The 11,857-nt window shown below is 64.0% G+C and carries 10 protein-coding genes; 2 read left to right on the top strand and 8 right to left on the bottom strand.

Annotated elements, in window-relative coordinates:
* Positions 1-5: 5 nt before the first annotated feature.
* The 8 genes from NFL01S_RS31720 to NFL01S_RS31685 all read right to left on the bottom strand — a co-directional run bounded on the left by NFL01S_RS31720 (position 6) and on the right by NFL01S_RS31685 (position 9,779).
* Entirely contained in the window at positions 6-809 is an 804-nt protein-coding gene (locus NFL01S_RS31720) for an SDR family NAD(P)-dependent oxidoreductase (RefSeq protein ID WP_062980019.1), read from the bottom strand.
* A complete protein-coding gene (locus tag NFL01S_RS31715; protein WP_062980018.1) occupies positions 802-1,416 on the bottom strand; it encodes a TetR family transcriptional regulator in 615 nt (204 codons plus the stop codon). Before NFL01S_RS31715 ends, NFL01S_RS31720 begins: the two co-directional genes overlap by 8 nt.
* Entirely contained in the window at positions 1,413-2,483 is a 1,071-nt protein-coding gene (locus NFL01S_RS31710; RefSeq protein WP_245670976.1) for a phosphotransferase family protein, read from the bottom strand. Before NFL01S_RS31710 ends, NFL01S_RS31715 begins: the two co-directional genes overlap by 4 nt.
* Before the next feature lie 224 nt (positions 2,484-2,707).
* Entirely contained in the window at positions 2,708-3,412 is a 705-nt protein-coding gene (locus NFL01S_RS31705) for a hypothetical protein (protein WP_157117229.1), read from the bottom strand.
* Positions 3,409-4,755 (bottom strand): phenylacetate--CoA ligase family protein, encoded by a 1,347-nt coding sequence (locus NFL01S_RS31700; RefSeq protein WP_245670975.1) that lies wholly within the window; start codon positions 4,753-4,755, stop codon positions 3,409-3,411. The genes NFL01S_RS31705 and NFL01S_RS31700 overlap by 4 nt, the downstream gene beginning before the upstream one ends.
* Positions 4,756-5,000: 245 nt before the next feature.
* The gene (locus tag NFL01S_RS31695; protein ID WP_084493429.1) at positions 5,001-6,200 is read right to left on the bottom strand and encodes an ABC transporter substrate-binding protein; all 1,200 of its coding nucleotides are present in this window, start codon (positions 6,198-6,200) and stop codon (positions 5,001-5,003) included.
* 106 nt (positions 6,201-6,306) lie between these two features.
* On the bottom strand, positions 6,307-6,987 hold the full coding sequence (locus tag NFL01S_RS31690) for an ABC transporter ATP-binding protein (RefSeq protein ID WP_245670974.1): 681 nt from the start codon (positions 6,985-6,987) through the stop codon (positions 6,307-6,309).
* A gap of 32 nt (positions 6,988-7,019) precedes the next feature.
* The gene (locus NFL01S_RS31685) at positions 7,020-9,779 is read right to left on the bottom strand and encodes a branched-chain amino acid ABC transporter permease/ATP-binding protein (RefSeq protein ID WP_062980012.1); all 2,760 of its coding nucleotides are present in this window, start codon (positions 9,777-9,779) and stop codon (positions 7,020-7,022) included.
* Positions 9,780-10,175: 396 nt separating this feature from the next.
* Here NFL01S_RS31685 and NFL01S_RS31680 point away from each other — a divergent pair, with 396 nt between their 5' ends.
* Complete coding sequence (locus tag NFL01S_RS31680) at positions 10,176-11,327, top strand: ABC transporter substrate-binding protein (RefSeq protein WP_168433969.1); 1,152 nt, start codon at positions 10,176-10,178, stop codon at positions 11,325-11,327.
* Positions 11,328-11,527: 200 nt separating this feature from the next.
* Positions 11,528-11,857: SDR family NAD(P)-dependent oxidoreductase (locus NFL01S_RS31675; protein ID WP_157117227.1), on the top strand; the 330-nt coding region annotated here is incomplete at its 3' end.

The raw sequence follows: 11,857 nt of genomic DNA, 5'->3' as shown, positions 1-11,857 counted from the left end.
GTCTGCTAGCTTGTCTGGCGGTACCGGCCGCCGTCGACGCGGATCAATTCCCCGGTGACGAACGCGGCGGCGTCACCGGCGAGCCAGGTAGCGGCGCCGATGAAATCCTCGGGCCGGCCGATTCGCTGCAACGGAGTGCCGTCGATCGCCTGTTCCATCACTCCGGGGGGCCAGTTGGCCGCGATATCGGTTGCGACCCCGCCGGGCAGGATCGCGTTGACGCGCACTGTGGGCCCGTAGGCTTCGGCGAGGCCGATGGTCAGCGCGTTGAGTCCGGCTTTCGCGCAGGCGTAGACGAGTTCGTCGGCGCCGGGGCGCAGCGAGCCGATGGTGCTCACATTGATGATGCTGCCGCCGCCGTTACGGGCCATATGGTCCCCGAAGAGAGCGCCGAGCCGGAAAGGCCCTTTGAGGTTGACCGAGCTGACCTTGTCGTAGTACTCCTCGCTGACTTCGGTGAGCGAGGGGTAACGAGGAGACATTCCGGCGTTGTTGACGAGGATGTCGCAGTGGCCGAATTCGGCGATCACGCGCTCCACCAGTGCGTCGCAATCCGCCCAGCGACCCACATGACAGGCCACGGCGGCGGTGGAAACTCCTGTAGCCGACCGGATTTCCTCGGCGGCTTGTTCGCAGGCTGCCGCCTTCCTGCTGGCGATCACGACCGCCGCTCCGGCCTCGGCGAACCCTTGTGCGATTGCCCGTCCGATTCCGCGGCTGCCGCCGGTGACGACGGCGACTTTTCCGGTCAGGTCGAAGATCCCGGCGCCCCGTAACCGATGTGATGCCGGGGGAGTGGTCTCATTCATCGAGCAGATCCCATCCTGAGGTCAATAGTGAAAATGCTTCCGCCAGCTGGTCGGCCGGGTCGGTGTCGCCGCCGTGGAAGACCCAGCGAGTCCAGGCTTCGGCGGCGACGGCGGAGAGCGCGGTGGCGATCACGCGGAGCTGCCACTCGTACTCGCCGGGATCCGTTCCGGACCGGCGCAACGCGAGGACTCCGGTGATGTCGTCGACCCCCGCCGTTCGTTCTCCGCTGGCACGCGAACGCAACGCCGGGCTCGCTGCAAGCAGCTGTCCGCGCCGCCGTATCCGGGCGCGGTGGCCGGCGGTTGTGGTGGCGGTTTCGAGGTAGGCGCTCCGAAGCGCGGTCACCGGCCCCTCCTCGGGCGGTCGCTGCGCGAGCGCAGCGAGCAGGCGCGCGTGTAGCGACCTTTCGTACTGCAGGACCAGATCGTCCTTGGACTGGAAGTAGCGGAAGAACGTACGCTGCGAAACGCCCGCGATCGCAGCGATGTTGTCGACGCTGACCGCGTCGTATCCGTTGTCGTCGAACAGTCGTAGGGCGACCTCTGTCAGATGTTTGCGGATCTCCTGTGTGCGTAGATCCCGCAGCCCGGTCGGTCCGGTGTTCACTGCCGGCGCCCGTGTGCGAACTGATGACCGTGATCGATGAGGCGATCAACCATGCCCGACCACACAGCTATGTCCGCGGCGGTGCCCTTCCGGGCGGCGCGCGCCACCCGCCCCTCGAGAATCGACGCCAGCTTGAACAGGGCCAGAGCCTGGTAGAAGGGCAGATACGTCAGATCCCGGCCCGACCGCTCGACGTATCGGCGCGCCATCGCGGCCCTGGTGGGAAGGCCGGCCCGCTCTTCGGCGATGCCCTCGCCGATATCCCAGGTCCCGATTGCCGGTTCCTCGCCGGGTTCGGTCCAGCGCGCCAACAGGTGCGCGATATCCATCAGCGGGTCACCGATCGTGCCGGTGTCCCAATCGACGACCGCCGCCAACCGCGTGGGGTCGTGCGGAGTGGCCATCACATTGAACGGGCTGTAATCGCCGTGCATCAGGCCGACCTCGTACTGCTGCGGCCGGTTGTCGTCCAGCCAGGAGGCGAGCGTGTCGTAGCCCGGAATATCGCGGGTCCGGTAGCTGTCGACCTGCCGGCTCCACCGGGCCACCTGCCGTTCCAGAAAACCCTCGGGCTTGCCCAGATCCTCGATACCGCGCGAGCGATAGTCGATCCTGCCGAGGTCGGCGACGGCGTCGACCATGGCGAATCCGAGTTCGGTGCGCGCCGCGGGCGCCGTATACGGCGGCGGCAGGACACCGACCGGGGTGAAACCGTCGACCGCGGCCATGATCACGAAGTCCACCCCGAAAGGGCCGTCTTCTGCGGTGCCCAGCAGCAGTGGCTGCGGATGCGGTACCGCGGTACCTTCCAGCGCGGTCAGGATGCGCCACTCTCGCGTCATATCCGACGCGCCCGGGGTGTTCGTCTCGGCCGGCGGGCGGCGGAGTACCCAGGTATTTCCGCCGCGGCGAAGCCAATAGAGGGCGTTGGCGATTCCGGTTCCGGCCCCCATCCGCTCAACTTCCAAGGCGGCACCGTGCCCGGGTAGCCGGTCGCCGATCCAATCGTCGAGCGCTGCGGGGTCTACCCCGTCCTCGTCTGCCCCCGAACTACTTGTGATTGCCACCGGCCCACCTTCCTCCGGGCCCATAGCAGGGCCCCGTAGCGCTGATTACAATGAATAATCTAACTAAATGTCAGCCTCTGTCAATGGGGCGGTAGCGGGCCAGGGCATTCGGGGTTCACCACCCGTGCCGGCTGAGCCCTCCGTGCCGCGGACAAACGAAAGCGGGCCATCACCCGAGGCGATGGCCCGCTTTCGGAGCGTCGTCGCGCTCCTGCAGACAGAGATCAGGAATTCGTCCGGATGCCCGGCCGAATCACCCAATCAGAGCCGGACTTTTCGGCCTTGCCACTGAAACCGGTGGCCACGTCCCGGAGTTCCGTGCTGCGGGTGGCGCCGGAGGACACCACGATCTGCCCGTGCTCGGAGCGCAGAATCCACTGGTCCCCGTCGACGTACACACCCTCGCCGCCGGGAAGCCCGAGGCCCAGAGCGGGTCCCAGCGTGACGAACGGAAGGCATTCGATGCCGGCCTGTTCCAACTCGCCCACGGCATCCGGACGGGCCCAGATGATCCGTGGTTTCGCGAAGAACTCACGGAGATCGGGATTCTGCGCCGCGACGGCGGCCACCGTTTCGGGCCAGAGGCCGAATATCACGGTGATCGGCAACCGGTTGAGGACCGAGGTGAATCGGGGCGCGTCCCATCCGTGTTGTTCGACAGGGATGAATACCGCGCCCACCTCGCGGAATGCCCGGATGAACGGGCCGGTCCAGGGCAACTCGTGGTTGGGAGTTGCGCAGAGGATGTGGTCGCCCGGGCCGATGCCCGCGCGGCGGATGATGTCGAGCGCCCACCGGAAATCGCGCTCCGCGTCGTCCCAGCTCACCTCGTATTCGAGAAGCTCGCCACCGATTTCGAGGCTGACGATGCCATAGATGGGTGCGGCAGCGATGCGGCCGGTTGCCTCGACCATCGACTGTCTGCTCATTTCTTCACCACTCTCGGAAATTTCGCCACGCTGGAGCTGAACGTGAGGATCTCGTCGGTCGTCATCAGGTCCACGTCCACGCCGACACCCAACTCGGATTCCAGCAGTGAAACGAGTCGGTGTGCGAGTTCGCCGAGATCACCGGTGCGTTCGGGGGCGTAGCCGGCCCGGAGGCGCAGCCGGTCCATACTCGGCGCGTAGCGGATTATCTGGAACATTCCGTCGCTCGTCTCGGGGAGGGTCTCGACGATCCGCCAGACATCGCCTACCACCACGGCCTTCCCGTCGATCATCGTTTCGTCGCCCATGCGTCCGGCGACCCACATGCGGGAGTGGTTGCGTCCCAGTGCCGAGGTTTGTTTGGTGCGGCGTACGAGATCCCCGGACCGGAACCGGATGTAGGGTGCGACCCGATTATCGATGTCGGTGGCCACCAGTTCGCCGATCTCGCGGTCGCCGACTTCGCGGTGGGTATCCGGGTCCACGATCTCGGGGTAGATCGTGTCTTCCCACAACGTATAACCCTCGCAATCGGTGCCCTCCCATGCCAGCCCGCAATCACCGGCGCTGGTGTAGGTCGCTATGTTCACTCCCCAGTCCTCGGTGACCTTCCGGCGCAGGACCGCGCCCATCGGCTGCCCGGCGAAGGAGATGTATTTCAGGGAGGACAGCATGTCCCGGATGTCATAGCGTGCCTCCAGCGACTCGATCTCCAGAATCTGGGGCATCACGAGCTGAACGAACGCGACTCGGTGGCGCTTGATTGCCTGGAGCAGGCGTTCACCGTTGCCCATCCAGGCGTCCATGTAGATCGGTACGAGACCCATCGCGCTGTAGAGCGTGTCCCAATAGTTCTTGAACGTGCCGGTCGGAATGACGACTCGATCGCCGGGGCGCAGGCCCCATTCCCATTGGTCGCGCAGGCATGCGGTGGGGATGGGGGGTATCCGGTCCCACCGTTCGGCCATGAGTTCGGGTTCGCCCGTCGTGCCGGAACTGGTCACGATCGAGGTCAGTTCCGACCGGTCGACGCACAGCAATCCGCCGAACGGATCGCCCGTCCGGTCCCGGTATGCCCGGATATCGTCCTTTGTCAGCAGCGGGATCCGGGTCGAGAAGTCGTGCAACGACGTGATGTCGTCCGGTGATACACCTGCGCTACCCCAGAATTCGCGATAGAAGGGGGAGTGCTCCCACGCGTAGTGCACGAGCTCCACCACTGCGTGTTCTTGGTTCTGCTCGATTTCCCGGCGCGACATGAGTTCGACGTCCGGCTCCAGAAACCGGCCGTAGGCCCGATCGTCCACCGCATCCTGCGCCTCTGGCGTGACATGTCTTGTCAACGTTCCTCCGTCTGTGGGTTGGCCGTCCCCCTGATAGGCCCCGCTCTCCCCAGAGCGTAAACATCGGCGGGCCGTAGTGTGTAATTATTGCACTATAAAGGTCGGTAACCGGCAACTGCGCAGCTCGCCCAGCGGGGCTTGCCTTCGCGGTTACCGGGAATGGAGTCGGTGCACGATCGGGTGGCAGTGCGACCCGATCGTGCACCAGCCCCGCTCATATCCGCGCCCTGGTCGACAGACCTTCGTTACGGAGCGCATGTCGTCTTCAGGCCGTTCGGGGCCGTCAGCTCGCCGTCTTCGGCGCGGAGCTCCCAGAAGCATTTGTTGAGACGGGGCCCGTCGCCGACGTAAGAGACGTTCGGGAGCAGGCCGTTCGCGGTGAAGTTGTCGATCTTCTTCAGTCCGGCCAGGATGTCCGCAGGCCCGAGGATGTCCTTCGCGCCCGCGTTCTTCACCGCCTCCTCGAGAACCAGGCCCGTCATCCAGGCCACGCTCGTACGCGGACCGAACTTGGCATCGTCGGGCCCGCGGTAATCGGTATCCATCGATGCGCGGTAGTTCTCGGTCTCCGGAATCTCGAGGAAGAACGGGAACGAGGCTGACGGCGCCAGCAAATGCGACATCAACACCTTGTGGTTCAGCACACCTTCGGGAAAGGACTCGTTGGTGTACACCCAGCGCGGGTCGAAACCCTGCTGGTCACAACCGGTCGCGATCCGCTCGGCGGGTACACCCGCCAGGACGACGGCTTCGGCGCCGGCATTCTTCGCCGCCAGGCATGCTGCCGTGAAATCCGGTTGACCCGGATCGATAGCCGCGTCGTACACCGTCTCGAGGCCGACGCCGGCGTTGATCTTCTCCTTGACCCGCGCGCCCTCGACCGCGGCAGGAACCTTCGACGTATAGAACGTCGCCATCCGCTTCACCCCCGCGTTCTTCGCAACCAGCGACTGCGAGTACAGCAACCCGGAGATTGTCGTTGCTACGGGAAAGAGCATTCCGCCCTTCTCCACAGCCGGGTCCGACGACTGGCCGCCGAGAACCGGAATCTCCTTCTGGTTCGCATAGTCCGCCCATGCCGCGACGAAGGACGACCACGAAATGAGAAGCGCGACCCTTTCCTGCTCGACCAGTCGCTTCGCCGCTGTCAAAGCTTTCGCGGGATCGGAACCGTCGTCCTCGACCACGATCTCGACGGGGTGTCCGCCGAGGCCGCCCTTGCCGTTCGTCGTCGCGGCCCATGCTTTGAAGCCCTCGACCGCATCCTCGTACGGGTCATCGTGGTTCGACAGCGTCGCGACGACACCGACCTTGATCGGCGTACCGGTCGCCGTCGATTCGGTCACCGGTTTGTCGGCAGCGCAGGCCGTGACTGCCGAGAACAGTGCACCCACCGTCACCAACACGAGAGCGACCCGCGCTCTCGTTTTTATGAATCCGACCATGGAACTCTCCTACTGACGGCAGGCCACAACGACCCGCACTCGTTACCGAAAGGTGCACTCGAGAATCCGACTCGACTCGATGAGCCACCTGGATAGATGATTTGTTTCAGTGGCTTGCGGCGGACAGATAGGTGTCGAACACCTGACTGCTCGACGCTTCCTGGGGTGTCCCACTGAACGCGATCTCACCTCGGTTCAGCACATACACATGCGACGCGATGGCGAGGACTCTGCTGACGTACTGCTCGACCAGGAGAAGGCTGGTGCCTTGTGCTGCGATCTGCTCGATGAATTCGAAGATCTGGTCGACGATGACCGGCGCCAGCCCCATGGAGACCTCGTCGATGAGCACCAGCTTCGGCGACTGGATATAGGCGCGAACGACGGCCAGCATCTGCTGTTGACCACCACTCAAACTGCCGGCGATCTGGGATCGCCGCTCTCCCAGGACCGGGAACGCTTCGACGGCCTTGTCGAAACTCTCCGATTCTTTGCCGCGGGGACCGGCCAGGAGGATGTTCTCCTTGACGGTCAGTGACGGAAATACGCCGTGACCTTCCGGGATATGACAGAGACCGCGCTTGGCACGTTGCGCTATCGCACGCTTGGTGACATCCTCACCGCCGAGCACGACGCGGCCGCTCGATGGCTGGAGCACGCCGGTGACCACGTTGAGGAGCGTGGTCTTTCCCGCTCCGTTGGGGCCGAGTAACGCGACGACGGAGCCGGGGCCGACACCGAGCGACACATCACGCAGAACGATCGCATCGTCGTAACCGGCTGTCACAGAGTCGACTCGAAGAACATTCTCAGTCATTTCTACGCTCTCGCTGTAGTAGTGATAGTCGACGGTGCAAGGGGAGTCTCCTCACCGAGATACGCGGCGCGAACCTCTGCGCTCGACGCGACCTCGGACGGTGTTCCCTCGAAGATCAACACGCCGAAGTCGAGAACATACAGGTAGCTGCAGATGTCCATGACCAGGCTCATATCGTGCTCGACCAGCAGTATTCCGATCCTTCGATCTCGGACTACTGTTCGGAGGATCTGCCCGAATGCCTCCGTTTCGCGGCGGTCGAGCCCCGAGGACGGCTCATCGAGGAGAAGAACGTCGAAGTCTCCCGCCAACGCTCGCGCGAGCTCGACCAGCCGACGTTGACCGACCGACAGCATTCCCGCCTGGTGATCTGCCAAATGAGTGATGCCGCAGAGCCGCATGGCATCGGCGGTCTCTTCGGCCAGTACGACCCGGTCGCGAGGTGAGCTTGCGAACTGGGTCAGGACGTTACTGCCGGCCATACCGGCCTCACGCCCGAGAGCGATGTTCTCGGCGACGGTCATACTGTCGAACAGTTGCATGCGCTGAAAGCTTCGGCCGAGACCCATCCGTGCTCGGACGGCGGGCGGCTTCGACGAGATGTCCTGCCCTTTCAAAAATACTCGGCCCTTTGTCGGCTCGAGCAGACCCGAACAAGCGTTGAACATCGTGGTCTTGCCTGCGCCGTTCGGGCCGATGAGTCCGGTGATACGTCCGAGCGGAGCGTCGAGTGAGACGTCGTCGACCGCGACGTGGCCACCGAACCTGATCTGCAGTCCTTTGACCTGTAATCCGCTTGCGGCAGACTCCGGGCCGTGGGGAACGGCAACCGGCGGGTCCGTGGGTGTGTCCGGTCCGATTTCCCGCTCCGCCGCGACAGTCTCCGGTTCCGATTCCACCGGCCGCCGTCCGCCGACACGGTCCAGGAAGTCGGTGACGCGTGGCGGCAATGAGGGTGTTTTCCCGCCCTGCAGCCCGTTGACGATGACCGCGATACCGAACAACATCGTCAGAAGTTCGCTTGTGGTCGCGCCTCCCGGCAACCACGTCGGCAGCAGAATCAGCATGAACGCGCCCATCACCGCGTACCACGGCATCCCGCCCAGCATCAGCAGGAGTAGGACGAGCAGGGTCAGCGAGTTGAAGGACGGGAAAGACGTGCTGCCCGTCGACCCGAACGTACCGACGAACAATGCGCCTGCGAGTGCCGCGACCGCCGCGGACAAGCAGAAGACGATCAGCTTCATCACTCGGACAGACGCGCCGTGGGTCTCCAACGCCACGGGGGCTTCCCCGAGTCCACGCAGCAACCGGCCGAGCCGGCTCCTATGGACAGCCACCAGTGCGACCGCACAGATCGCGGCGATCGACAAGACCAGATAGTAGTAGCCGCGGTCGGAGTCGAACCCGAGGAAACTCGGGCGTTCGACCCGCACACCGGCGGTGGTCGGGCCGAACATCAACGTACTGTTGTAGAACATCGTCTCGAGAATCAACCCGAATGCGAAGGTCGCCAACGCGAGGAAGACACCGCTGAGCCGCAATGCGGGGAGCGCGATGACGGCTCCGATCGGGATCGCGATGACGATGGCGGCGATCAAGGCGAGAAGCCACGGGAGCCCCCACTCGTTCTGGGCTTTGGCGAAGACCACACATCCGATCGCGGCAAAACCGATATGCGCCAAGGACACCTGGTTCGAGCTCTTCACCAGCAGCCCCAGCGACATGAACAGAATGACGTATGTCAACGCGACAGTGAACGACGACAGCCGATACCCGAACCAGAAGGGGCCCGCCGCCAAGAGGACGAGCAAGATCGCCGCGCCGATCAGCTGAACCCTGCCCGGAGCCCGCCACACTCGATGCGGCCGCTTCAGGGTGAGACGCCGATCCATGAGCTTGGCGCGCGGCGTGATGATCAAGACGATGAACAGCACGATGTACGGCAGGCTCTGGCTCAGTCCCGCGAGGTACTGGTTCTCGCTGCTGACGTAACGAGTGATCAGCGCGGAGGCGATTCCGATGACGAGCCCGCCGGCGTAGGTGAGTGGAATATTCGAGAATCGTCCGATGGCCGCAGCGCCGAATGCCTGCACAACGAGGAGGGTCAGGACCGCAGCATCGAGATTGACGCTCGGCGCGAGCAGTACGCCGGACAGGCATACGAAGATCGAGCCCATGATCCACGCGATGCGGCGGACTGTGTTCGGGGAGGTGCCCGTCATTGCGAGCAGAGTCGGATCGTCGACAACTCCGCGCATCGCGACCCCGAGGCGAGCGATCCGGAAGAAGATACTCAGTCCGGCCGTCGCGACCAACGCGATTCCGACGATGATCAACTGTGCGTAGCTGACCGCAACACTGCCGAGATTCACGATGCCGGAGGGCATGTAATCCGGGAAGGTCATCGGGTTCGATCCGAACCAGAGCCGCGCTACAGACTGTGCAACGAGGATCAAACCGACTGTGGCGGCGACTTGAAGGGCCACCGGGACCTCGGACAGGCTCCGCGACAGTCGCTCCATCCCGAGCCCCAGTACGACGCCCACGCCGAGCACACTGATGAGCAGGCTGAGAACCAGCGACAACTCGAGCTCGTTGTACAGGTAGTAGAAGACGTACACGGCGACGGTGGCGAGCGCACCGTGCCCGAAATTGAAGATGCCGGATGTCTTGTATGTCAAGACCAATCCGGTGCCGGCGAGACCATAGGCAGAACCCATGGCCAGCCCGGCTATGACAAATGGCAACAGCTCGGTCACTCTACTACTCCTCAGTGATTGCCATGGGCCGCGAAGACCGGCCGCGACAACAGTGCGACGTTACGAACTCCACTCGGACGGCCGAGGTGGTGACATCGGTGGACGAACCGGCAGAACGTCGACACCATATGTATATATGATTTAGCTAACAATATCCATGCCTCAGTGTGACGTGGCATACTCCGAGCATCCGTTCGTGACCCGGTCCGCATGGTTGCGCAGGCGATGGCGAAGCCCCTGGGTACGAGGTCTCATCGGTCGGATCTTGCCCGCCGGTGAGCATGTCCCGGTGGCACGGTTCGCGGAGCGTCTTCGGCGCAGAAGAGGAGCGCAGAAATGGTTAGATCATTCACGCGGAGAGTGCGTGTCGCGCTCACACTGGGAGTCTGCGGCGCTATGACCGCAAGTCTCGTCTCGTGTGGCGAGGACAGGCCGACGACACAGTCGACCGCGACCGGCACGCCCATCACGATCGGCGTGGTCGCCACGATGTCGAACAATCCGGGTCTGGCGCACGGAGCATCTGCCGAAGGGCTGAAGGCGTGGGCCGCGACAACGAATGGCCGCGGCGGATTGGACAATCATCCGATCGAGATCGTGGTCAAGGATGACGGCAACGACCCGGCCAAGTCGCTCACGGCGGTCAAAGATCTGGTCGAGAACGAGAAAGTCGACGCGATCGCCGCCTGGTCGACCCAGAGCGCGGCGTGGTCCGATTACGCCGCTCAGACGAACATCCCGTTCATCGGCGGGCAGGCGTCGGGTCCCATGTGGCAGGAGGGCGGCAACCTGTTCCCGGTCCAGACGACCGTGTACGGAACCTCCTACGCCCAGGGCATGGTCGCGCAATCGGCCGGTGCGCAACGGATGGGGATCTTCTACACCTCCGCTCTGTCTGTCGCCGTCGAGGCCGCAAGGCAGAAGAAGCCGATCTTCGCGGATCTCGGCCTGGAGTCGGTGTACGAAGCCGCGATCGATCCGAATCAGTCGGACTACACCGCTCCGTGCCTGGCCGCGAAGGACGCCGACGCCGAGGCCGTCGTGCTGTCCGGCGTGCCCGCCGAGCGCGTGACCCCGTCCTGTAAGCAGCAAGGATATGAACCGATCTGGGTCTATCCCGTCGAGGTGATCTCCGAGACCGTGCTGGAGACACCCGCGCTGTCGAACGCACTCGTCCCGCAGGCTTCGTTCCCGTACTTCCTGGACGTACCGGAGACCCAGGACTACCGCGCGTCGATGGATACCGACTACCGAGGACCCGAAGACGAGAAGTTCGGTCCACACACGGCGACATCGTGGATGGTGGGTCTCGTCCTGCGGGAAGCGATGAAGAACGTCGGCTCGAAAGACGTCGTCGCCGCCGGTGACCTCATGGCGGCGCTGACCGAGATCGACAACTACACCGCCGACGGACTCCTTCCCGGCCTGACGTACACAGATCCGACTGCACGCATCAATCGATGCTTCTGGGAGTACAAGATCGCCGACGGCGGACTGGTCGCACCGAATGGCCTGAACACCACCTGTGCCCCGGAACCGAAGCGGTAGTACAGCCATGGCCGGTCGACCGGTTCGGCCGGCTGGCCGCCCACACAGCGTATACAGTCCAATAAACTAACTATATATCCCACTGTGGTCCCGATCGACTCGGCAGCGCCGTAGTCGGCAGCTCGGTGTGCGCTCGGCGGAACGACTTCGGGCGGTACCGGCACAAGCTACCCCGGTTCACAGAGGATGAAGGAGCGAAGATGACAGGCACCAGATTGGCCGGAAAGACCGTACTCGTGACGGGGGTCGGACAGGGGATCGGCCGCGGTACCGCACTGGCCCTCGCCAAGGAGGGGGCTCAGGTTGTCCTCTGCGGCCGGACGAAGTCGAAATGCGACGCGGTAGTCGGCGAATTCGAGTCGTTCGGCGGCGTCGGACTGTCCTTGGCCTGCGATGTCGCGAATCGGGCCGATGTCGACCGTACTGTGGCTGCGGCAGTCGAACACTTCGGAGCCCTCGACGGCCTGGTCAACAACGCCGCGGGTTCGGTTCACCGTCTGCTCGCCGATACCACCGACGAGGATGTCGAC

The organism is Nocardia flavorosea NBRC 108225, from assembly GCF_001613385.1.
In the GTDB taxonomy this organism is placed as follows: Bacteria; Actinomycetota; Actinomycetes; order Mycobacteriales; family Mycobacteriaceae; genus Nocardia; species Nocardia flavorosea.
The sequence above is the reverse complement of the archived record's forward strand: the minus strand, read 5'-3'. Positions and strand labels throughout refer to the sequence as shown.

Coding starts and splice junctions, on each gene's coding strand:
- NFL01S_RS31720 (WP_062980019.1), bottom strand. CDS start 809: ATGAATGAGACCACTCCCCCGGCATCACATCGGTTACGGGGCGCCGGG.
- NFL01S_RS31705 (WP_157117229.1), bottom strand. CDS start 3,412: ATGAGCAGACAGTCGATGGTCGAGGCAACCGGCCGCATCGCTGCCGCA.
- NFL01S_RS31695 (WP_084493429.1), bottom strand. CDS start 6,200: ATGGTCGGATTCATAAAAACGAGAGCGCGGGTCGCTCTCGTGTTGGTG.
- NFL01S_RS31680 (WP_168433969.1), top strand. CDS start 10,176: ATGACCGCAAGTCTCGTCTCGTGTGGCGAGGACAGGCCGACGACACAG.